The organism is Mycobacteriales bacterium, from assembly GCA_040902655.1.
Taxonomy (GTDB): Bacteria; Actinomycetota; Actinomycetes; order Mycobacteriales; family SCTD01; genus SCTD01.
In genome coordinates this window covers 1-22372 of record JBBDWV010000015.1, presented here as the reverse complement: position 1 = coordinate 22372, position 22372 = coordinate 1, and the positions used below count along the sequence as shown (strand labels likewise).

Here is a 22372-nt window from a genome sequence, read left to right as displayed (position 1 = left end):
CGGTGTATGCCGGAGACGACCTCCGGCGGGTGGCGGTGGCAGAGTCGGTGCGACCGCGGCGACCGAGGCACCGGAAGGGAGCGGCCGTGCAGCGCTCGTCCCGGGCGGGGCGCAGGGTCCGTCAGCGGATCCGGATCGGGCTCGCGGTGACCGTCGCCGGCCTGGGCGCCGCACTCATGCTCCGGCTGTCGCTCTGGCAGTGGGGACGTGCCCGGGAGGGCGGCGCGCTGCTGAACTACGGCTACGCGGTCGAGTGGTTCCTGCTGGCCGGCCTCACCCTGTGGGCGTTGCTGCGGCTGCGGCACGCGAAGCCCGGCGAGCACCCGGGGCACGACGCCGCACGGCGGGCCGACGGCACCGTCGTCGGGCCGCCGCTGCAGCCGGGCGAGCAGCTGCAGGAGGTCACCTGGGTCCGGGTGCGCCGCTGGCTTCGAGGCTGACCGCGGTCGTCGGCGCGACGTCGTCGCCCTGGGTGTCACGGAGCCAGCCGACGAGCAGGGCGAGAGCCGCCCCCAGGTAGACCAGACCCGCCGGAACCCACATGATCGCGCCGGCGAGTTGCTGGTCGGCGAGCGGGTCGAGCCCCCACGGCTGGGTCGTGCTGGCGTAGCCGGAGTACCAGGGCGTGCCGGCGAACGTCAGCAGGACCGACAGCAGCACGCTCTGCAGTGCCATCGTGAAGATCAACAGGACAGCGACACCGGGAAAGACCCGCACCGCACGGGGACCGACCAGCAGGCGCCAGAACAGCACTCCCGTGACGAGGAAGCTCGCGTGCTCGAGGGCATGGACGAGGCGGTGTTCGAGCGCCGCGTCGTAGGCCGCCGCGGCGTGCCATCCCCACAGCGCCGTCACGTGCAGCAGCCAGACCGTGCCCGGATGGCGCAGCGGATGGTGCCCGGTCATCCGGAGCCGCCTGCGCCACCGGCTGACAGCGCGGGCCACGACAGGCGGGCTCCCGCGCAGCAGCACACCCGAGGGGGAGCTCCAGGCCAGCAACGGTGCGGCGACCAGGACGAGCAGCAGGTGCTGGACCATGTGCGCGGAGGCGAGCACGCCGGCCAGCGCGTCGAGCGGTGACAGCAGCGCGAGGGCGACCGCCACCGACCCGGCGGCGAAGCAGCCTGCCCGCCAGACCTCGCTCCGTCGCCGGTCGCTGCGGGCCTGGCCGCGGTGGGTCCAGCCGCGGTGGTAGGCCCAGGCCGCGAGCAGCAGCGCGCCGAGCAGCAGGGGGTCGGGGTTCCACGTCACGGCCAGCTCGTGCGGCGCCAGGGGCTCCCCCGGGTGGGTCGGCGTCACGGGCCGCAGGCCGGCAGGACCAGCGCCGGCAGGCCCACGAACAGCACGAGAGTGACGCCGAGCAGCGACAGCAGGAAGCCGACGAACGCCAGTGGCCTGCGGTCGGTCAACCCGCCACTCGACGCAACCGGCCCTGCGTGGCTGCCCGCCGCGCCCGAATCGGCCCGCCACCGCCGGTAGGCCCATCCCGCGGACACGAGGCAGGCCAGCGCTGCCACAGCCGTGGCGACCAGCGTCACGACGTCCAGACCGGCCCCGTCGCCGGTGCAGCCGGCTTCGACGGCCAGGTAGACGACGAGGAAGTGGATCGAGCTGAGGACCGGCCCCGCCAGCAGTACGGCGACCAGGAGCCGGATGCCGGGGTCGGGCGAGACGTCGACCGGCACGGGGGTGCCCTGGCCGGCCGGCGCTGTCGCCTCGCCGGCAGTGCCGTCGGCTCCACCGGTCATGTCAGGTACGGGGCGAGGTGGAGGGTTCCGAAGCCGCCGATCCACACCACCAGCATGGCCGTCCAGAAGCTCGCGACGTTCGCGATCGGGGCGTGTCGTCGGGGCGTGTACACGCCGCGCAGCGCCCAGTGGACGACCATCGCCAGCATGATCGCGGCGCCCGCCGCGACGAGCAGGACGAATCCGGCCAGGGTGTAGAAGATCGAGCCGTAGGCGTGTGCCCGCCAGACGGCGTCGTACTGGGCCAGGGCGAGCACCTGGACGGCCCCCCCGGCGACAGCCAGAGCCAGAGCTGCGACCAGGCCGGCGAGGAAGCCACGCCGGTCGCCCACAGCGATGCGCCGCTGCGCGGTCCACATCCCCGCGCCGCTGGCGACCACGAGCGCCGCCGCGATCAGCGGCTGGCCGAGCGGCGGGTCGCCGACGCCGGTCGGCGGCCACTGCGGGTTCTCCAGGCGCAGGTAGAAGTAGCTCAACAACAGGCTGGCGAACGCGATCGCCACGAACAGGATCGCCAGCGCGGTCCCCACCCTCGCGACGATGACGCTGCCGTGGGCGTTCACCGGCACGCCGTACTCGCGCTCGAAGGCGTCCTCGTCCTCCTCGGTCATCGGCGGGGGTTGCGGCCAGTTCCAACGGATCACCGCAGCCACGACCACGAGGGCACCCGCAGCAGCGCCCCAACGGAGTTTGACCAGCTCGCTGAGGAAGATCAGGACGACACCGAGGCCCGCGACCAGCGGCCAGATCGACGGGCCCGCGACGCGGAAGACCTCCTGCGGCCGGGCGTCCGCCGTACCGACGATCACCGCGGCGCGCCAACGCAGCGGCCACTGCGAGATCCCGTGCACGAAGCGCTCCAGGCTCTCCTCGCCCCGGTCGAGCTCCTCCTGGTCCCAGAGCGGATGCCGGCTGCGGACGATCGGCAGCACCGACCACGCATGCTCCGCCGGCGGCGACGACAGGGACCATTCCAGCGTGTCCGCGCCCCACGGGTTCGGGCCTGCCTCCTGCCCGCGCCGGTAGCTGCGGACGACGTTCCAGATGAACACCCCGATGCCGGGCACGATGATGAGCACGCCGAGCGTCGAGATCAGGTTGTAGATGCCCCAGCCCAGGCCGGCCTCGTAGGTGTGGACCCGGCGGGGCATCCCCATCAGCCCGACCTGGTGCATCGGGAAGAACGCGACGTTCGTGCCGATGAACAGCAGCCAGAAGTTCCACCGGCCGAGTCGCTCGTCGAGCAGTCGGCCGGTCAGCTTCGGGAACCAGTAGTAGATCCCGGCGAAGATCGGGAACACGACACCGCCGATGAGCACGTAGTGCAGGTGGGCGACCACGAAGTAGGAGTCGTGCGCCTGCAGATCGAACGGGACGGCCGCCACCATCACCCCGGTGATCCCGCCGATCACGAAGATGACGAGGAAGCCGACGACGAACAGGAACGGCGTCCGCCACACCGGCCGGCCGGACCAGATGGTGGCCAGCCAGGAGAAGATCTGCACCCCTGCGGGAATGGCGATCACCATGCTGGCGGCGCTGAAGAAGCTCAGCACCAGCGGGGGCAGTCCCACCGTGAACATGTGGTGCGCCCACAGCGCGAACGACAGGAAGCCGATCGCGACCAGCGCCGCGACGAACCACAGGTAGCCCACCGGCCGGCGCCGGGTGAAGACCGGCACGATCATCGCCACGACGCCGGTGGCCGGCAGGAACTGGATGTAGACCTCCGGGTGCCCGAAGATCCAGAAAAGGTGCTGCCAGAGCAGCGAGCTGCCGCCGCTGTCCGGGACGAAGAACTGCGTGCCGAAGCCCCGGTCGAGCTCGAGCAGCAGGCTGCCGATGATGAGCGGCGTGAAGGCGAACAGGATCATGAACGCCGTCACCAGCATCGCCCAGGCGAACAACGGCATCCTGGTGAGCGTCATCCCGGGAGCGCGCATCTTCAGCACGCTGACGATGATCTCGATCGCCGCGGCGATGGCCCCGATCTCGGCGACGCCGAGCCCGAGGACCCAGAAGTCGATGGCCAGGTCGGGGGAGAACTCCTTGCCGCTCAGCGGCGTGTAGGCGAACCACCCGGCGTCCGGCACCAGCTGGAACAAGGTGCTGCTGTAGTAGAGCAGGCCGCCGAGCAGGAACGTCCAGTACGCGAAGGCGCCCAACCGCGGGAACGGCATCTCGCGGGTGCCGAGCATCAGCGGCAGCAGCAGGATGGCGAAGCCCTCGAAGATCGGCAGGATGACGAGGAACATCGTCACCGAGCCGTGGTTGGTGAACAGCTCGTTGTAGAGCTGCGGGCCCACCAGGGAGTTCTCCGGTACGGCGAGCTGCAGGCGCATCACCAGCGAGTCGACGCTGCCGCCGAGCAGCACGAAGAAGAAGCCGGTCAGCAGCAGGCGGGCCCCCACCTTGCCGTTCTGGACACCGGTCAGCTGGCCCCACAGGCCGCGCGGGTCCGCCCACAGCCGGTTGAGCTCGTCCAGCGTCCCCGGCTCGGGCATGACCGGTGTCTGATCGCGCGGCGGCACGCCCGGCTCCCCGCTCACTGCTGCGCCGCCACCCACGAGGCGAACGCCTCAGGGCTCTCGGCCACGACGTCGAGCTGCATCGAGGCGTGCCCGAGACCGCAGAACTCCGCGCACCGCGCGGTGTACTGCCCCGGCCGGTCGGCCTGCAGCACGAGCACGTTCGTGCCGTCGGGCAACATGTCCAGCTTGCCGCCCAGCTCAGGCACCCAGAAGCTGTGGATGACGTCCGCGGACGTCAGGTGCAGGGCGACCGGCCGCCCCACCGGGAGGTGCAGCTCGTCCACGGCGGTGACGCCCTCTTCCGGATAGCCGACCTCGTACCGCCACTGGTGCCCGATGATCTCGACGACGAGGGCGCCGGGTGGGGCCACGCCCGGTACCGCCTGCATCGCCCGGACCGTCGCGCCGAACACGACGGTCACGACGACCAGCGGCAGGACGACGCCGCCTCCCACGAGCCAGCGGCGGATCCGCCGCTGCGGGTCCGCGTCGGCCTGCTCCGTGGGCTCGCGGACGAGGCCGATCACGAGCAGGACGAGGAACACGGCGAAGACCGCGATGCCGAGGCCGAGCATCAGCCACCACAGCTCGTCGATCGCCGCGGCGACAGGCCCCTGCGGGTCCACCTTCCCCCCCTACGGTCGACCGTTGCCCCTCCGGTGGATCAGCTGCCGCCCTCGCCGTCGGGGGCGATCGACTCCGGAACGTCGATGTCGGGCACGTCGACATCCTCGACCGTGTCGCTGCACGCTCCGAGGCTCAGCATCGCGACGAGCGCCACGACCGCGGCCTGACTTCTGCTCCTGCGCATCTTCTTCCTCCTCCTCAGGGACCAGATGGATCAACGGTCCCCTGTCCCGTCGGCGACCGGCTACACCTTTTTCCGACAAAGCGCGGGACATGGTCGGTCTGCTCCAGGGTCAGCCGTGGCCGTGCGCGCGCAGCGCCCGCACGCACCCCCGCTCCAGCGCCCGCTGGCGACGCACCCGGGCGAGCAGACCCGGAACGGGCTCCAGCGCCCGCGTCGCCGGGTGCTGCACCTCGGCCAGCCGACCCGCGTCGTACCGGCCGGTCGTGACGTGCACGGTCCAGCGCTCGGCGTCGGGGACCGACACCTCCTGGCCCACCAGCACCGCAGGACCGGAGACGCCCGGGGGCGCGCCGTCCAGCAGCAGCGGGTCGTCGTCCCAGGCCCCCACCCGCACGGTGCGGACGTGCAGCCGCTCGTCGTCGACGGCCAGGACGGCGTCCAGCGGGCCGCTGCGCGCGGCGACCGGCGCGACGTGCTGCGGGTCGAGCAGCAGCACCAGCCGCGGCAGGTACCACCAGTGCTCACGCCGCAGCAGCGGCGAGCCGGCGAGCGCGCGGGCCGGCGGGTGCTTGCGTAGCTCCTGGTCCAGCAGTTGTGCGGTGAACAGGCTCCCGTCGCCGTCGTCGAGGAGGGTCAGCGGCCCCGACGCAGCGAGCGGCAGCCATCCGGGTCCGCTCAGCCGCGGTTCGGACAGCACCAGCGCGGCGGTGCCGGCGGCCGCCGCCGCACGGGCCTGCGCGGCGTAGCCCCAGGGCAGGGCCAGCGCGGGCTGCTCCCCCAGCAGCAGCGGAACGGCGCCGAGTGCCTGCGGGGCCGCACCGTCCGCGGACGGCCAGACCAGCTCGGCCAGCCCGGCACTGTGGACGGTGGCGGCGAGCCCGGTGGCTTTCCTCATGCTGCCGTGCTCGAATACCGAGGGACGGTGACCGTCCGGGCCACCGGTTCGCGAGGGGAAGCGAGATGCCGGCTTTCGTCGTCGCCGCGGTCGTCGGGCTGCTGTTCTTCCTGGGCTACCGTTACTACTCCAGCTATCTGGCCGCCAAGGTCTACGGGCTCGACCCGGCGTTCGTGACGCCGGCGCACGAGTTCGCCGACGGCGTCGACTACATCCCGACCAACAAGCACGTGCTGTTCGGTCACCACTTCACCTCGGTCGCCGGCGCCGCGCCCATCGTCGGCCCGGCCATCGCCGTGTTCTGGGGCTGGGGTCCGGCGCTGGCCTGGATCGTGCTCGGCACCATCTTCGCCGCGGGGGTGCACGACTTCGGCTCGCTGGTCGTTTCGGTGCGCCACAAGGCCAAGAGCATCGGCACGCTGGCCGGATCGGTCATCAACGCCCGCGCCCGGATGCTCTTCCTGGTCATCATCTTCTTCCTTCTGACGCTGGTGAACGCCGTGTTCGCCGTCGTGATCGGCAACCTGTTCGTCGCCAACCCGGGCGCCGTGATCCCGATCCTGGTGGAGATCCCGCTCGCCATGGCGATCGGGCAGTACATCTACCGGACCCGGTCCTCGGCGCTGCTGCCGTCCATCGCCGGCGTGATCCTGCTCTACGCGCTGATCCTGGTCGGGAAGGCCTTTCCCATCTCCCTCGACGCCCTGGCGGAGACACTCGGGGTCGAGCAGACCCGCAACGTGTGGGTGGTGCTGCTGTTCGCCTACACCTTCGTCGCCTCGCGGATTCCGGTGTGGGTGCTCCTGCAGCCGCGCGACTACATCAACAGCCACCAACTGTTCATCGCCCTCGGGGTCATCGGCCTGGGCGTCATCGTCGGCGCGAACCGCATCCAGGCGCCCGTGGTCAACGACGTCCCCGAGGGCTCGCCGAGCTTCTTCCCGTTCCTGTTCATCACGATCGCCTGCGGCGCCATCTCCGGCTTCCACTCCCTGGTTGCCTCCGGCACGTCGTCCAAGCAGCTCGACAAGGAACCGGACGCCCGCTATGTCGGCTACATGGGAGCCGTCGGCGAGGGGTCGCTGGCGACCGGGGCGGTGCTGGCCACCACGGCGGGCGTCGCAGCCAGCCGCGCCGACTGGGACGCGCTCTACCCGGACTTCGCCACCGCCTCCGGAGGGGCGGTGGGCAACTTCGTCCGCGGTGTCGCGGAGTTCGCCGGCAACCTCGGTGTGCCGGTCGATCTGGCCACCATCTTCGCCGCCGTCGTCGTCATCAGCTTCGCGGCGACGACGATGGACACCGGGGTCCGGCTGCAACGCTACGTCGTCCAGGAGATCGGCGAGATCGCGAAGGTAGGCGTCCTCGCGCGCAACCTGACGCTCGCGACCACCGTGGCCGTGCTGATCCCGCTCGGGATGGCGCTGCTGCCCGGCGGCGGGGAGGCCGGCTACACCTTCGGCGTTCTCTGGCAGCTGTTCGGCACGACCAACCAGCTCACCGCGGGGCTGGCCCTGTCGGTCATCGCGGTGTGGGTGACCCGCAGCGGCCGCAACCCCACGGTCGTGCTCGTGCCGCTGATCTTCCTGCTGACGATGACGACCTGGGCGCTGGTGGTGAACCTGCGCAGGTTCATCGAGGCCGGCCAGTGGGTGCTCGCCCCGCTGGATGCGATCATCTTCGTACTCGCGATGTGGCTGATCGTCGAGGCCGGACTCGCGCTTCGCACCGCCTTCCGGGAGCGACCGCCGTACGACACGGCGCTGCCGCGGGAGGCGGAAGGGGCACCGGCCTCGGTGGTGTCCCGCGCGAATCCGTCGTCACCGGCGGACGGGCGGCCGGTGGGCGAGCCGTCGCAGGACGACGTGCCGTGAGCCACCGGGTGGTGCTGGTCCGTGATCCTCGTGCCGGCCCGGCAGGCGCCGGTTGCTGCAGCGGCGACATCCGGCCCTTCGACGAGGGCGGGTCACACCGGCACGTGCCGCGCCAGGACCCGGTGGGGGCGGTCTACCGCGCGCTGCGCGACGCGCTGCCAGCCGACGTCAGCCTCGAGGTGGTCTCGCCGTCCAACTGGCTGTGGCTGGTGCCGACGCTGGTGGCCGACGGCCGGCGCCTGGGCTTGCGCGGCATGCCACTGTTCGGGGCGGTCCGCTCCGGCCTGGTCGTGTCGTCACTGATCGTCGACGGACGGGTGCTCTTCTCCGGACGGCTCCCGCCGCCGCAGGCCGCGGTCGCCGCGGTCCGGACCGAGCTGGAGAGTCCAGGTGCAAACTGTCCGGCGAGGGGCAGGACGTCGCCGGACAGGCTCCCGACCCGGCGGTTCTCCCGTGCAGCAGCGCGACCTCGGCGCCCTGGCCGTCGCCGCCCTCGGCCTCGGCTGCACCTCCCTTGACACCGCCGACAGGTACGGCCGTTCACCGACGAGCAGTTGATCGGTCGCGCTGTCGCCAGCCGGCGCGATGAGTCCCACACGCCACCAAGCCGGCAACGAAGGCTGCCCGACATCGTGCTCCAACGAGCGACCCGCTGATGGCATCGACTGGACGACCCGTCATTCAGTCCTGGCGAGCCGAGGCTCGGGCCCGGAGACAGTCGCCTCGTCCGCCTGGCAATCCGCTGGCCGCCCACGCGCGGCCGTGTCCGTGCAGAGTTCTGTCGACCGTCGAACGATCACCTCAGTGGGCAGATGCAGAGTCTGAAAAGGTTTCTGCGGATGAGCCAGACGCGCCAGCAGGAGGCCGGCAGCCTCCCGCCCCAGTTGTCGCGTGTCGCGTGCGACCACGGTGATGGGGGGATTGTGCAGGGCCGCGATCGGCACGTCGTCGCAGGCCGCGACCGCCACGTCCCGACCCACCAGGAGCCCCAGCCTCTGCAGGGTGTGCAACACGCCGACCAGCTGCAGATTTGCCCCAGTGATCACCGCCGTGGGAGGTCGATCGTCGGCGAAGATCTCCATGGCCGACTGCTCCCCCACCGGGACCGACATGGCACCGGTCCGGACGAGCTCCGGGCTGGAAGGCAGCCCGCGCTCATGAAAGGCATCCAGAAAGCCGGCTTGACGCTCCCGACCAGGTCGGGTCTCCCGAGAGCCGCTGATCAACCCCACCCGACGGTGTCCGGCGTCCAGCAGTTGCCCGGTCACCCGTGATACACCGGGACGGTGATCGGAAAGAACAGCGTCGGCATCGGTCCAGCCCTCGATCTCACGGTCGAGCAGTACCACCGGCACAGGTAGGCGGCGTAGTGCGTCGACGAGTCGTGGCTGCGTCTCGTCCGCCACCGAGAGAACCAGACCGTCCACTCGCCGCTGCTGCAGCAGGCCGATGCTCTCGACGTCACGGTCAGGGTCCCCGTGAGAATGGGCCAGCACCACCCAGTAGCCGTGACCGCGCAGGTGTTCCTCGAGGCCCTCCACGATCTCGGCGAAGAGTGGGTTGACGATGTCGCTCACGACCACGCCGATCGTGCGACTGATCCCTCGACGTAGACCGGCCGCCATCAGATCCGGCTTGTAGTCGCACGCTTCGACAGCGGCCAGCACCCGGGCCCGCAAGTCTCCGCTGACGTTCGGGTGACCGTTGAGCACCCGGGTGACCGAGGACGGGGACACGCCAGCGTGTCGAGCGACCTCCCTGATGTTGCCCAAGCGTCCTCACCTCCCTCGTGCACCGGAGGCCGCCGTCCTGTCCGGAGAGGCGAGAGGACTGCAAGCAACGTGCGTCGCCGCTGAATGGTACCGACGCCACACAGCCGAGTCACCGACGGGCCACGGGGTCCTCAGCGATCTACGCGGTGACGCTCGATCCACGCCCAGTCCAGCTCCAGTCCGAAGCCAGGACCCTCCGGAACGGGGTAGCCACTGCCGTCCAACTCCGGCCGGTTGGCAAGCATCTGCCAGAAGATCGGATCCCGGTCCGGATGGAAGCATTCGACATAGGTGCCGTGCGGTTGGGATGCAAGCAGATGAATGGACAGGTGGGGCTCCTCATGGTGAGCCATCTGGACCCCGAAGGAACGTGCGGTTCCAGCCACCGCAAGCCACTCCGTCGGGCCGCCGGACCATGACGCGTCGTAATTGCAGACGTCGATGGAGCCTTCGACCATGAGGTCTCGGGCACCCGAACGGGAGTGCTCGCTCTGCCCGGCAGCCACAGCGACACCCGTCTTCATCCGGATGTCGTGCATCCACCGACGATCATTGTACCAGCGAACGGGCTCCTCGAACCAACGCAGGCCGTCCTCAGCCACAGCGTTGGCGAACGCGGCGGCGTCTTCCGGCTCATAGCCCTGATTCGCGTCCGCCATCAGGATGAATTCGGAGCCGCCGGCGCGACGCATCGTGCGAAACCTCTCGGCGTCGACTTCGGGGGACGCGGACCCGACCTTCATCTTCGACCCCTGGATGCCTAGCTCCAGATAGTCCTCTACCTCGGTGGCGAGTTCCGAGAAGTCGTCGCTGTAGTAGCCGCCGATCCCGATCAGGGGCAACCTGTCCGCGTAGCCGCCCCACAGCGTGGCCAACGGCAGGCCGGCGGCCTTTCCCACGATGTCCCACAACGCGGTGTCGATGGCCGAGATGGCCATGATCACGAGGTCCCGGTCGCGGAGGATGTCGAACGTGACCGGCAGCATCGCTGCGCGCACGGCCTGGATCTGCAACGGGTTCATCCCGACGATCCGCGGCCACAACTCCTGCTGCATGATCTTGGCGATCTCGTGCTGTGTCTCAACTTCGTCGCCGTTGTAGACCTCGGCGACCACCCCCTCATCCGTACGTATTCTCGTGACCAACGTGGCCCGCCGGTCCATCTTGTAGTACGACCCGTGGAACACCTTCGGTAGTTTCGCCACGACAGGGATGGTCTCGAGCGTCTCGAGTTTCATTTGCTCTCTCTTCCGTAGTTGTCAACTGTCTGCGCCGACTCGGCCTCGCGAACGACAAAGTGCGCCAGGAAGACAAGGCCGACGCCCGCCGCGCCGAAGAGGTTCGTGACTCCACCGGGAACCAGCAGAGCCGCGGCGCTGGCAAGCAGTAGCCCCACTTCCCAAACGCGCAGCCGGCGGGTGCCGTACCCGGTCATCGCCACACTGAGAGCAACCGCGCCCACAGCTGTGCTGACAGCGACTTCAACGATTGCCTGGACGTCACCCACGAGCAGTAGTTCAGGCCGCAGGGCAAAGACGAATGGCATGATGAAAGCGATCGCCGACAAGCGCATCGCAGTGAACGACACCCCCACCCACCCCGTCTTGGCGATAGCCGCGGCCACGAAACAGGTGGCCCCGATGGGGGGCGTGAGACCTCCGAGCGTCGCGAAGTAGAGCGCGAAGAAGTGCACGGCGATGGGCTCGAGCCCAAGGCCCTCCAGCGCGGCGCCGGTAATGGCGATGGCGATGAGGTAGGACGGAACCGTAGGCAGGCTCAGACCCAGGACGATGTTGATGACGCCGGCGAGGAGCAGCGCCCCCAGCAACGAGGCTGTGGCCAGCTGGAAGACCAACTGTCCGAGGTTCAGCCCCAATGCCGTGGTGCCGACGACTGCCACGATCACCTGGGATCCTGCGACCAGCACGCCGATGACGCCGATGGTGCTCGCTGCACCCACGCTGCCGGCGATGAGCATCTGAGCGTAGTCGCGGAGCGAGGTGCGGCGCCAGAGTAACTGGATGACGGTGGCGGCGGCCAGCAGGGTGACCACGGCGGCGAACCCGGCCATGCGGACCGGATACCGCTGCACGATCATGAACAGAAGGACCAGCACGGGCGGGAACAGGATGCAAAGCTCGTCCACGAAGCCGCGCAGCTTGGGCAGGTCGCTCTTGGGGATACCGACCAGTCCGTGCTTGTTTGCCTCCGTGTGGATGGTGCAGAAGAACGCGACATAGAAGATGACCGCCGGAATGATCGCGGCGACCGCCAGCTGGTAGTACGGGATGCTCAGCAGCTGTGCCATGAGAAACACGACTGCGCCCATGATCGGCGGGGTCCACTGGCCGCCGGTAGAGGCGGCTGCCTCGATTCCGGCAGCGAATCGCGGCCTGAAGCCGTACCGAATCATCATCGGAATGGTGATGGCGCCGGTGCTGGCCGTGTTGGCCACCGCACTGCCGTTGATCATGCCGAACAGCGCGCTGGAGACGACCACGACCTTGCCCGGGCCACCCCGCCGACGTCCCGCGACCACGAGCGCGAGCTTCAGGAAACCATCACCTCCGCCGGTGGTCATGAGCAGTCCACCCAGGATGATGAAGACCGCTATATCCGTGGCCGATGTCGCCGTGATGGCGCCGAAGATGCCCAGCGGACTGATGAACCCGTCCGCGACCAGATCGGTGAAGGACATCTGCGCGTGGGAGAGCACCCCCGGCGCGTGGTGCCCCCACAGGCCGTACGCGAAAAGAAGCCCGGCGATGATCGGGAAGGCCCAGCCGATCGCCCGCCTCGCTGCGGCAAACACTGCAAGAAGCATCGCCACTCCGAGCACGATGTCCGTGCTCGTCGGGCGGGCGTACCCGAACTCGAAGGCGATGCGCTGGAAGTTCAGGAACACGTACACGGTACCGACCGCGACGATGGTGAGATTGAGCGCGGCCAGCGCCCCCGCTGCCCGAGCCCGCCGAGTACCCGGCGGGCCACTGCCGTCCCAGTTGTTGAGCAGACACATGGCCGTGGCGGCGAGCACGTGTATCGACGTCTGCCGAAAACTCGTGAGGGGGCCGGTCCACGCCGTCAGAACGTGGAACACCACGGTCGCGACACCGACAACTGCGAGGGCGATGATGCGCCAACGCGGTTTGACGTGGCCCGCTGCCTCCGCCGCACCGGGATGCGCCTCGCCACCGACAACGGCAGCCTCCTCCAGCCTGTGCTGGATCGGGTCAAGAACAGCGGTGGGGTCTGCGTCACTGCCTGCGTCGCGGGCCGCAGGCCGTGAGGTGGCCTCCATCATCAGTTCCGGGCGGCGGGTGCCCGCACTTCGCTAGGAACCTCGATGCCCAGTTCTTCGTAGTACCGCACGGCTCCTGAATGCAGAGGCATGAGCGCTTCGGTCACGGCGTCTTCCGGCTTCATCCCCTTGGTCTGCGGCAGCTGTGCCGCGATCTTGTCGATCTCTTCCCAGAAACCCTTCGTCAGCAGGTAGGCCTGCTCTTCGTCGAAATCGGCGGCAGCGCCGACAACGACCCCCCAGTACCCCAGTGCCTGGATGTCCTTGTCCGTGCCGTACGTGGAAGCGGGAATGGTGGCCGGCGCGAGATCCGGGCTCACCTTCTGTGCGACCTGCATCTGCTCGTCGGTGAAGGACAGCAGCCGGACCGGCCGCGCGGAGTTCACCTCAAGGACCGCGCCGTCGGCCTGGACACCAGCTCCCCTGAGGGCGAACCCATCGATCTGACGCCCCTGGTAGGCGGACTGCGCGTCAGGTGCCGTCGCCTCGAACCAGTTGATGTCGAGCCCGAGGCCTTCTTCGAGGACCTCCTGCGTGACCATGGCGCTGGCCCCACCGACCGGACCCGCGTTGAACTTCGAGCCCGCGAGATCCTCGATCGTGTGGATATCAGTGTCTTCACCCACGACCATCTGCCAGACGACGATCGACAGCGGGAACAACGCCGTCAGACTGTGGCCCTCGCCTAGAGCCTTTGTGGCCCCGTTGGCATCCAGCATGCCGACGTCCAGTTCACCCCGATCCATGCGGATCGCATTTTCTTCACTGCCCGCGCTCTCCCGGACCGTGATGTCCAGTCCGGTGGCCTTTTCCAGGATGGCCATCGACTGTGCTCCGTACAGGTACCACTGGCCGTTACTCGGGCCCCAACCTGTGGTCAGTGTCTTGCCACCGGCCGAGCCGCTGCCTTTTCCTGCCGTGGCCTTTTCTGCGTCGACGCCGCCACAGGCCGTAGCCATCACGACGATCAGCAGGGGGAGTGTCAGCCGGGTGTAGCGGTGTCGGGTCCGTAGAAACGATGTAGCCATCAGGTGCTCTCCTTCTCGAGTTTGAGCGGCCCGTACATGGACGGGCGGCTGGCGCAGAATGTGCAGGCGGTCGTGGGTCAGCCGGCTGCCGCTGTGCTGACGGATCCTTGGCGGACGCTGACGTCGGCCCTGGTGCCAGTGCAGGTCCACGAGGCGACGCTCCAACGCCGGAGCATCTTCGGGTCAGGCTCGAAGCCCAGCCCGGGCGCGGCCGGAAGTTGAACCATGCCGTTCTCCAGGGTCGGTCGCCGCAGGAAGAACAGGTCCCACAGCGGATCCCGGACCGGATCGGGGAAGGTCTCCTGGATCACGTCGTCGCCGTAGGCCGCCAGCAGGTGACTGTGGATTTGCGGGTCATGGTGAGGGGCGAGTCCCACGTTGCGCTGCACGGCGAAGGCCGCGGCGTCGAGCCATTCAGTGATGCCACCGGCTCGTGTGCAGTCCAGTTGCAGATAACGCAGGTTGCCCTGGTCGAGCATCGGCACGCATGCCCACTTGTGAGGCTCCTGCTCGCCGCCGGCAAGCGGCACCGGGCTGACCTCGGCGAGCCGCCCGAGATCCGTGGCGTTGGCAAACCAGGCCAGCGGTTCCTCCAGCCAGGCCACGCCGTAGTCGGCGAACCCGGCAGCGGCCCGCGCCGCTTCGGTGAAGGTCCAGGCGCCGTTGGCATCGACCAGTAAGCGCAGGTCGGGGAAGTGCTCCCGCACGGCGGCCACCCGCCGAATGTCGTTGTCGGGGTCCCGGCCCACCTTCATCTTGGCAGTGTCGAAGCCACCGTCCACGTAGGTCCCCATTTCCTCCAAAAGGCCATCGATGCCGAGGGCATCGCGCTCGGAGCTGGGGTAGTAGCCACCCGAGGCGTACGCGGGCACAGTGCTGCGCTCGGTGCCCAGCAGACGGTGCAGCGGGAGGTCGGCAGCCTTCGCGCGAAGGTCCCAGAGGGCGATGTCCACGGCCGCTATGGCCGCCATCGTCTGGTAGCGACCTCGGTTGCCGAAGTGCGGTTGACCGGTCGTGACTGCCTTCGTGCGCCGGTAGGTCATCTCGAACATCTGTTGCCACAGGTCCCTGACATTCCAGGCGCTTCCCCCGAGCACGATCGGAGCGAGGTCCTCCCGGACGACCTGGGCGATCTCGTCCAGCGGGTTGCCGTGGGCCTGTCCATAACCGGTCAAACCGTCAGCCGTACGGATCGCGACGAAGATCTGCCCCGCCGTCGTGTACGCCTCCGTGGACATCCAGAACGTCTTCTGCAGCGGAACCTGCAGGACGTGCACCTGGATCTCGTCGATGATTAGTTGCGCCGGCACGTAGTTCTCCAGAGGCTTGGAAACGATTCCTGAGATCGATTCCAGAACGTAGGGCGAGTCGCGCTGGCCGTCAAGGGTGGTTACGGGCGTCTCGACGGGGGCGAAGGTGCCGCCTGCTGACGCAGCGTCGGTTCGGCGTGCTGGTTCAACCGCCGTCGCTGACGATCCGCCGCAACCCGCTGGCCCGCAGCACCTGTCGGTCCACGGCCGCCCGCACCGACTCCTGCGTCCCGAGCACCCGCACGTGCTTCCTGGCCCGCGTGATCGCGGTGTAGAGCAGCTCGCGCGACAGCAGCGACGACGCCGTGTCCGGCAGCACCACCGACACGGTGTCGTACTGGCTGCCCTGGCTGCGGTGGATCGTCATGGCGTGCACCGTCTGCACGTCCGCCAGCCGGCCAGGGTGGAGCACCACCTGGGCACTCCCCCGGCCGAAGGCTGCCAGCAGCTCCTCACCACGGCGGACGACGACACCGGTGTCGCCGTTGTAGACCCGGGCCTCGTGGTCGTTCCGGGTGACCAGCAACGGCTGCCCGGGATACCAGCGCGACGGATCCACCGGCTCGCCGCGGACGGCACCGACCCAGCCCGCCGCCAGCCGCGCCCACTCCGCCACGCCGTCGGGCCCGCGCCGGTGGGCGCACAGCAGCGTGTGCGCCTCCAGCCGCAGCAGCGCCTGCTCGACCCGCCCGGCCTCCGCCGCCTCGGTCACCGCAGCCGACCAGGCGACGACGTCCGCGCGCACCGCCGCCACCTCACCAGGGGGAAGAAAGGAGACGCCGGCCGCCCCGGCCGTCAACAGCTCGAGCGCCCGGTCGGCCTGGCCATCACGCACCGCCACGGCCAGCTCGGCGATGGTCCCGCCGAAGCGGCGGCCACGGCTGAGCCGGACGATCCCGTTGCGCAGCCGCTCCCGCTCCCGCGTCGACAGGGCTGCCTCCTGCGGGTCGTCCGCCGCCGACAGGTCCGGACCGACGAGCTGCGCCAGCAGCGGGTCGTCAGCTCCGCCGACCGGACGCTCCACCAGGTCGGCCAGCACCGCTCCGGCGTCGATCGAGGTGAGCTGGTGGGGGTCACCGACCAGCAGGAGCCGGGCGTCCGGCCGGACCGCCTCCAGCAGCCGCGCCATCATCGTCAGCGAGACCATCGAGCTCTCGTCCACCACCACGACGTCGTACGGCAGCCGGTCGGACGCGTCGTGCCGGAAGCGGGTCCGACTGTCCGGCCGCCAGCCGAGCAGCCGGTGCAGGGTGGTGGCGGTCAGGTTTGGAGGGAGCCCGAGCGGCCCGGCCTGCTCGGCGACCGCCTCCTGCAGCCGCGCGGCCGCCTTCCCCGTGGGCGCCGCCAGCGCGATCCGCAACCCGGGCCGGTCGAGCAGCGCCAGCACCCGCGCGACGGTCCTCGTCTTGCCGGTGCCCGGTCCACCGGTCAGCACCGTGGTCCACCGGGTCGCCGCCAGTGCGACCGCGACGCGCTGCCGGTCGGGCGCGGCGGAGTCCGGGAACAGCGTCGCGAGCCGCACCTGCACGGCAGCCGGGTCCAGCTCGGGTCGCCGCAACGCCCGGTCCTCCAGCGCCTCGCGCACCGACTGCTCCTGGCGCCAGTAGCGGTCCAGGTAGAGCAGCGGGCCACCGTCGGTGTCCACCAGCCGCAGGGGCTGCAGCGAGCCGACGGAGACGCCGACGACCAGCGGGCTGTGCCGCAGTGCGTCGACCAGCCCGCCGGGCGAGGGCCACGGCAGAGCGGCGACGTCGGTGTCGGACTCCTCGTCCACCGTCACCTCACACAGCCGGTCCAGCTCCAGGCAGGTGGAGCCGAACCGCACCGCGCGCACCGCGAGCGCGGTGGCGAGCAGCACCTCGTCGCGACTCTCCCGGGCCAGCGCGCCCAGCCGTTGCGCGACGTGCACGTCCGCCGCCTCGAGCACCCCTGCGGTGTTGAAGGCGCCCAGCAGGCCGGCCGCCCGCAGGGCCTTCACACGCCGGCCAGCAGGTCGGACAGCCCGGTCACCAGCGGGCTCGGCGGTGTCCAGGCGAAGACCCCGCAGCCGGCCGGCGTCGCCGGACCGACCATCCCGCGTACGAACAGGTACTGCACCCCACCGAGGTGCGTCGCCGGGTCGTAGCCCGGCTGCCGCCAGCGCAGGAAGCGGTGCAGCGCGACGGCGTAGAGCAGCGCCTGCAGCGGGTAGTGCGCGCGGAGCATCTCGGCCGCCATCGCCTGCCGGGTGTAGTGCAGCGCCGTCAGGTCGCCGCGCCCGAGCCGGTTGGTCTTGTAGTCCACGACGACGTACGACGGGCCGGGCAGTCGCAGGACCGCGTCCAGACTGCCGGACAGGTAGCCGCGCAGCGGCGGCGCCTGCACCGTCTCGAGCAGGTCGGCGTACGGCGCCAGCAGGTCGTCCGCCGGCAGCTGCGCGCGCAGCAGGTCCGCGACGTCCTGCAGCCGGGTTTGCACAGCCGTGACGTCGTCGCCGCCGGACAGCGGCAACTCGAAGTCCATCTCGGCCAGCCGGTCCCGCGGCGGGACGTCGGCCAGCGTCAGGCCAGGGGCAAGGGGGGTGCGCAGCACCGGCAGCAACGCCTCGGCCAGTGCTGCCGGGTCCACCGCCGCCAGCCGGCGCGACACCGTCTGGTGGCAGCGCAGCAGCAGCTCGGCTGCCAGGTCGCCGGCGGAGGTGTCGACCACCTCCAACACCTCGTGCACCAGGGTGCCGAACGCGGCCCCGGACGGGAGGGCGTTCATCGTCGAGGGCGGGCCGGCGCGGACGACGTCGCCGGGGACGTCGCCCCGCACGCCGACCGTGCTGTCGAGCCACCGCGGCCCTTCCGGTCCGTCGGCGGGCTCGTCGGTCAGGTCGGGCTGCTCCGGCTCGCTGCCGACCCGCGGGGCGTCGTGCACCGCCGACGTCAGGGCGGAGTAGGAGGTGCGTCGCCAGGTCGTGTCCAGCACCCGGGTGAAGCGCGCGACGTCCAGGCTCGGCGCCGGATCGGCGGCGGGCTCCCAGCGCGTCGGCGGCACGTCGGTGCCGACCGGCTCGAGCGCGATCCCGCCGGGCCGGGCCCACTGCGTCAGCCGCGCCAGCGCCGGGTCGTCCTCGGGAACGTGGGGGCGGGCAGCGGGCTCGGGGTCGCCCTCGACCCGCCCGAACAGCAGCCGGTGCAGTGGGGAGGCCGCGGTCACCGCGGACGGCGCCCACCACAGCACGACCGAGCACCTCGCCCGGGTGAGGGCGACGTAGAGCAGCCGCAGCTCCTCCCCCGCGTCCTCCACCTCGGCCGCCTTCCTGCGCTCGTCCCAGCCGGGGCCGTCCTTGCCCCCGACGTCGAGCACCCGGGTGCCGTCGGGGTCGTGCAGGAGCAGTGTCGACTGCTGCGGGTTCTTCGCGCCGTCCCAGCCGTACGGCACGAACACGACGGGAAACTCCAGCCCCTTGCTGGCGTGCACGGTGACGATCTGGACCGCCGCGGCGTCGGTCTCCAGCCGCCGGCTGCGCTCGGACAGGCTCCCGCTCTCCGGCTCCTCGACCCGCTCGCCGAGCCAGCCGACGAGTGCGCTGAGCCCGAGCGACTGCTCGACCGCGGTGCGGTGCAGGATCTGCGCGAGGTGCCGCAGGTCGGTCAGCCGCCGCTCCCCCGCCTCGACCCCGAGCAGCCGGCTCTCCAGCCGGGTCTGCGCCGACAGCCGCTCCAGCACCGCCGCCGGCCCGACCTCCTCGAACCGCGCGGCCGCCTCCCGCACGAGGGCGCCCACGCGGTCCAGCCCCTCCTCACCGGCCGCGTCCAGCTGCTCCGGCGTCCAGCCGAGCAGCGGGGTGAGGGCCGCGAGCCGGACCTTCCCGGCGCGGTGCGGCTGCTCCAGCGCCTGCAGCAGCCACAGCCAGTCGCGGGCGCTCTGCGTGCCGAAGACGCTGGTGCTGCTGGAGACGACGCACCGCACCCCGGCCCGCTCCAGCGCCGCCTGCACGAACCGCGCGTGCACGTGCCTGCGGGCCAGCACCGCGATGTCACCGGGCCGCACCGGGCGCGGCCCGCCGTCCAGGTCGAGCCGCGCCGGGCCGTCCAGCAGGCGTACGACCTGCGCCGCCAGGTCGGCGGCGACCTTCTCCCGGATCCGCGGCAGGACGGGGAAGCCGTTGCGGCCGGGCGGTCCGGCGCCGCTGCGGTCGAGCACTCGCAGCCGCACCGGCGGCGTGCCGGTCAGCCGCGGGACCCGGTGCGCCGCCTCGACCGGCCGCACGAGGATCTGCCGGTGGCCCAGCGCGGCGCCGCCGTAGAGCTGCTCGAGCCCGTGCAGCAGGGCCTGGTCGCTGCGCCAGTTCGTCGCGAGCGTCTCGTGCCGGTCCGCCGCCCCGACCGCGTCCAGATAGCTCAGGACCTCGGCGCCGCGGAAGGCGTAGATGGCCTGCTTCGGGTCACCGATCAGCACCAGCGCGACCGAGCCGTGGAAGGCCCGCCGCAGGATCTCCCACTGCACCGGGTCGGTGTCCTGGACTTCGTCGACCAGCACGACCTTGTAGCGGGCGCGCAACCGTTCGCAGGCCGCCGCGCCGCGGCTCGGGTGGGCCAGGGCGTCGCGCAGCAGCACCAGCAGGTCGTCGAAGTCGCGTACGCCGGTCAGCCGCTTGCGCCGCTCGAGCTCGGCCCGGGCGGCCGCGGCCAGCCCCACCCGTTGCCCCGGCGCCGACGCGCGGTCGGCGCCGGACGGCTCGAGCCGCGCCTGCCGGTCCCTGGTGGCCGCGCGGGCGACCTCCCGCGCATCCTTCGGCGTCAACTGCGGCAGATCGGCGCCGTGCGCGGCGAACTTGCGCAGGTAGAGGTCGTCGACCACCTCGCGCAGCAGGTCATCGACCGACTCGACCATCGTGACGCCGGGCTCGTGGTCGCCGGCCATGCCGAGGCCGTCCAGGACCTGCTGGCAGAAGCTGTGCGTGGTGGCGATGGTGGCCGCGTCGAACTGCGCCAGCGCCTGTCGCAGCCGTTGCCGGCGCAGCGTCAGCTCCGGGTCGCTGCAGTGGGCGAGGTGCTGTACCAGCGGGTCGTCACTCCCGCCGCGGCCGAGCGCGCGGGCGGTCGAGGTGAGCCGCTCGCGGACCCGCTCCCGCAGCTCCTGGGTGGCCGCCCGGCTGAAGGTCGCGAGCATCAGCTCGGACAGCTCGGCGTGTCCCTCGGCGACGTAACGGGTCGCGAGCGCCGCGATGGTCCAGGTCTTGCCGGTGCCGGCGCTGGCTTCGAGCACGGTCGTCCCGGTCGGCAGCGGGCCGTAGAGGTCGAAGCTCACCGCGCCTGTCTACAGCGTGGCCCGGACAGCTGTGGCCCGGACGGCCGGCAGCCGTCAGCGGTCCGGCTGCACGCCGAGAACGGCGGCGTTTCCGCGGCGGTCGACCCGGATCGTCGCGACGGCTCCGTCGAGGAGCTCGCGCTCGAGCCGGCTGGCGGTGTCCTGCGAGGCGAACAGGCTCTCGATGCCGCAGCGCAGCCGCCAGCTGTCCGCGTTGCACCGCAGGTAGGGGCCGCGCGCGGGGCGCTGCGACTGCGCCGGCCGGCCCCGCCACAGGTCGCTGCCGGCGACCGGTTCGAGCGGGACGAAGACGATGCCCGACAGGGACGACCCGTCACCACGGGCCTGCGTCAGATCCGGATAGCTCAAGGTGACGTACGCGCCCCGGAACGGGTCGACCGGATCGACCGGCGCGACCGCGAGCCGGTACTCCTCCCCCGTGACCCGCGCGGACAGCGACGGCGCCACCGCGACGCCGACCAGCACCAGCTGCAGCAGGCAGGCGACCGCGACCCGCACCGACCGCGACCTCCAGCTCATGTCGTCACCTCCGCGACGTCGGCGACCAGCCGGCGCCGGCCGCGGTCCACCAGGTAGCCCGTCCCGGCGAGCACCGCGCCGAGGGCGAGGAACAACGCCGCGCCCGACAGGATCGGCTCGAACACTGCAAAGCTCTGCACCACGGTGAAGACGACGAGCCCGCCGGTGGCCAGCTGCGTCAGTCCGCCGGCGTCGCGCAGCACCCCCAGCACGGCGAACCACGCCGCCGCCAGGAGGTAGACGAGGATCGCGGCGACCGCCCGCAGCAGCGCCTCACCGGACAGCTCGGCCACCCGGTCGGCGCCGGGCGGCTGCCACCGCAGCAGCAGCAGGGCGAGCGCGCCGGCGCCGAGAACGGCGGCCAGCTCCAGCCGCCCCGTCCGGTCCGCGCGGAAGGCGGCCACCGCCGCGGCCAGCAGGACGGCCGCCGCGCCGGCCCACACCACGCCGGAAACCGCATCGCCGTCGCGGCCGATGTGTGGGAGCGCCGCCAGGAAGAGCCCGCCGAGCGCCAGCAGCGCGCCGGTCAGGCGCCACGGCGGAGCGAATCCCGGTTGCCATCCGGAGGTGTGGACGACCGCCACGGCCGTGGCCAGCACGGCGGCGAGCAGCAGGGCCACCACGGCGCCCCCGACGGAGGCGGTGCGTTCGGTGACCGCCCAGACGTACCAGCCGACCCCGGTGAGGATGCCGACCAGCAGCGGAGCGACCGCACCGGCGGCATAGGCGTAGAGCAGCGCCCCGGCGGCCCAGGCGCCGAGCAGGCCGGAGTCGTAGGCCGGCACCTGCAGGCTCTGCGCCGCCTGGAAGACCACGGCCCCGAAGGCCAGCGCGGCGACCAGCCGGACCGCCCCGACCGTGGCACCGCCGGAGCTCGGGGCCTGCTGCCGGCCGGGGGTGGCGAGCAGCTCGGCGCCCGCGACCGCACCGAGCCAGAACACCGTGACCCCGGCGAATCTCGTCACAGGCGACAGCTGCTCGACATTCGCGGCGACCAGCCAGATCAGCCCGACACCGACGAAGGCCCCACCGAGCGCGAGCAGCAGCCGCGCCAGCGAGAACCGGCGGCTCGCGGTGTACTGCGCCCGGATGCCGACCGCCGTCCCCGCGTCGATGCGGCCCTGCGCCTGCCAGCGCGTCAGCTCGCCCTCGAGCCAGCTCAGCTGCCGGGCCGGCAGGCTGACCGCGCCGGCGCCCGTCCCGCTGCTGGGCTTCCCGCCGGCTGTGTCCATTGGTAGTCCGGGGCGCAGTACCGCCGTGGCGGCCTGTTTCCCCTTTCCCC

18 protein-coding genes are annotated in these 22372 nt (G+C 71.1%); 3 read left to right on the top strand and 15 right to left on the bottom strand.

Annotated features, from left to right (window positions below):
- Positions 1–86: 86 nt before the first annotated feature.
- A complete protein-coding gene (locus WD794_03875) occupies positions 87–440 on the top strand; it encodes a hypothetical protein (protein MEX2289450.1) in 354 nt (117 codons plus the stop codon).
- Here WD794_03875 and WD794_03870 read toward each other — a convergent pair.
- From WD794_03870 to WD794_03845, 6 genes are all read right to left on the bottom strand, one after another.
- Complete coding sequence (locus WD794_03870) at positions 403–1299, bottom strand: cytochrome c oxidase assembly protein (GenBank protein MEX2289449.1); 897 nt, start codon at positions 1297–1299, stop codon at positions 403–405. The two genes, WD794_03875 and WD794_03870, sit on opposite strands and share 38 nt — an antisense overlap.
- Positions 1296–1748: a hypothetical protein gene (locus WD794_03865; protein MEX2289448.1), complete on the bottom strand. Its 453-nt coding sequence runs from the start codon at positions 1746–1748 to the stop codon at positions 1296–1298. The genes WD794_03870 and WD794_03865 overlap by 4 nt, the downstream gene beginning before the upstream one ends.
- A complete protein-coding gene (gene ctaD, locus WD794_03860; protein MEX2289447.1) occupies positions 1745–4252 on the bottom strand; it encodes a cytochrome c oxidase subunit I in 2508 nt (835 codons plus the stop codon). Before ctaD ends, WD794_03865 begins: the two co-directional genes overlap by 4 nt.
- A gap of 41 nt (positions 4253–4293) precedes the next feature.
- Positions 4294–4905, bottom strand: coding sequence for a cytochrome c oxidase subunit II (gene coxB / locus WD794_03855; protein ID MEX2289446.1), 612 nt, complete (start codon positions 4903–4905; stop codon positions 4294–4296).
- 38 nt (positions 4906–4943) lie between these two features.
- Complete coding sequence (locus WD794_03850; protein MEX2289445.1) at positions 4944–5090, bottom strand: hypothetical protein; 147 nt, start codon at positions 5088–5090, stop codon at positions 4944–4946.
- Positions 5091–5199: 109 nt separating this feature from the next.
- Positions 5200–5985 (bottom strand): hypothetical protein, encoded by a 786-nt coding sequence (locus tag WD794_03845; GenBank protein MEX2289444.1) that lies wholly within the window; start codon positions 5983–5985, stop codon positions 5200–5202.
- A 65-nt stretch (positions 5986–6050) separates the two neighbouring features.
- On the opposite strand from WD794_03845, the gene WD794_03840 reads away from it, so the two are divergent.
- Complete coding sequence (locus tag WD794_03840) at positions 6051–7859, top strand: carbon starvation protein A (GenBank protein ID MEX2289443.1); 1809 nt, start codon at positions 6051–6053, stop codon at positions 7857–7859.
- On the top strand, positions 7856–8377 hold the full coding sequence (locus WD794_03835; GenBank protein ID MEX2289442.1) for a hypothetical protein: 522 nt from the start codon (positions 7856–7858) through the stop codon (positions 8375–8377). Before WD794_03840 ends, WD794_03835 begins: the two co-directional genes overlap by 4 nt.
- Before the next feature lie 159 nt (positions 8378–8536).
- On the opposite strand, the gene WD794_03830 is transcribed toward WD794_03835, so the two are convergent.
- From WD794_03830 to WD794_03790, 9 genes are all read right to left on the bottom strand, one after another.
- Positions 8537–9631 carry a LacI family DNA-binding transcriptional regulator gene (locus WD794_03830; protein ID MEX2289441.1) on the bottom strand — a complete coding sequence of 365 codons (1095 nt, stop codon included), beginning with the start codon at positions 9629–9631 and terminating at the stop codon, positions 8537–8539.
- A 131-nt stretch (positions 9632–9762) separates the two neighbouring features.
- On the bottom strand, positions 9763–10869 hold the full coding sequence (locus WD794_03825) for a mandelate racemase/muconate lactonizing enzyme family protein (protein ID MEX2289440.1): 1107 nt from the start codon (positions 10867–10869) through the stop codon (positions 9763–9765).
- Positions 10866–12935, bottom strand: a complete 2070-nt coding sequence (locus WD794_03820; GenBank protein MEX2289439.1) for a TRAP transporter fused permease subunit — start codon at positions 12933–12935, stop codon at positions 10866–10868. Before WD794_03820 ends, WD794_03825 begins: the two co-directional genes overlap by 4 nt.
- Positions 12935–14110 (bottom strand): TAXI family TRAP transporter solute-binding subunit, encoded by a 1176-nt coding sequence (locus tag WD794_03815; GenBank protein MEX2289438.1) that lies wholly within the window; start codon positions 14108–14110, stop codon positions 12935–12937. Before WD794_03815 ends, WD794_03820 begins: the two co-directional genes overlap by 1 nt.
- Entirely contained in the window at positions 14038–15237 is a 1200-nt protein-coding gene (locus WD794_03810; protein ID MEX2289437.1) for a mandelate racemase/muconate lactonizing enzyme family protein, read from the bottom strand. Before WD794_03810 ends, WD794_03815 begins: the two co-directional genes overlap by 73 nt.
- A gap of 178 nt (positions 15238–15415) precedes the next feature.
- Positions 15416–17248: an exodeoxyribonuclease V subunit alpha gene (gene recD / locus WD794_03805; protein MEX2289436.1), complete on the bottom strand. Its 1833-nt coding sequence runs from the start codon at positions 17246–17248 to the stop codon at positions 15416–15418.
- Positions 17245–20550: a UvrD-helicase domain-containing protein gene (locus tag WD794_03800; GenBank protein ID MEX2289435.1), complete on the bottom strand. Its 3306-nt coding sequence runs from the start codon at positions 20548–20550 to the stop codon at positions 17245–17247. Before WD794_03800 ends, recD begins: the two co-directional genes overlap by 4 nt.
- 54 nt (positions 20551–20604) lie before the next feature.
- Positions 20605–21090 carry a GDYXXLXY domain-containing protein gene (locus tag WD794_03795; protein ID MEX2289434.1) on the bottom strand — a complete coding sequence of 162 codons (486 nt, stop codon included), beginning with the start codon at positions 21088–21090 and terminating at the stop codon, positions 20605–20607.
- A partial coding sequence (locus WD794_03790; protein ID MEX2289433.1) for a DUF2157 domain-containing protein occupies positions 21087–22372 on the bottom strand: 1286 nt, incomplete at its 5' end. The genes WD794_03795 and WD794_03790, both read right to left, overlap by 4 nt.

What these genes read in the sequence shown, in the direction of transcription:
- WD794_03865 (MEX2289448.1), bottom strand. Translation starts at nt 1,748, where the DNA reads ATGACCGGTGGAGCCGACGGCACTGCCGGCGAGGCGACAGCGCCGGCC.
- WD794_03845 (MEX2289444.1), bottom strand. Translation starts at nt 5,985, where the DNA reads ATGAGGAAAGCCACCGGGCTCGCCGCCACCGTCCACAGTGCCGGGCTG.
- WD794_03820 (MEX2289439.1), bottom strand. Translation starts at nt 12,935, where the DNA reads ATGATGGAGGCCACCTCACGGCCTGCGGCCCGCGACGCAGGCAGTGAC.
- WD794_03795 (MEX2289434.1), bottom strand. Translation starts at nt 21,090, where the DNA reads ATGAGCTGGAGGTCGCGGTCGGTGCGGGTCGCGGTCGCCTGCCTGCTG.
- WD794_03825 (MEX2289440.1), bottom strand. Translation starts at nt 10,869, where the DNA reads ATGAAACTCGAGACGCTCGAGACCATCCCTGTCGTGGCGAAACTACCG.
- WD794_03840 (MEX2289443.1), top strand. Translation starts at nt 6,051, where the DNA reads ATGCCGGCTTTCGTCGTCGCCGCGGTCGTCGGGCTGCTGTTCTTCCTG.
- WD794_03850 (MEX2289445.1), bottom strand. Translation starts at nt 5,090, where the DNA reads ATGCGCAGGAGCAGAAGTCAGGCCGCGGTCGTGGCGCTCGTCGCGATG.
- ctaD (MEX2289447.1), bottom strand. Translation starts at nt 4,252, where the DNA reads ATGCCCGAGCCGGGGACGCTGGACGAGCTCAACCGGCTGTGGGCGGAC.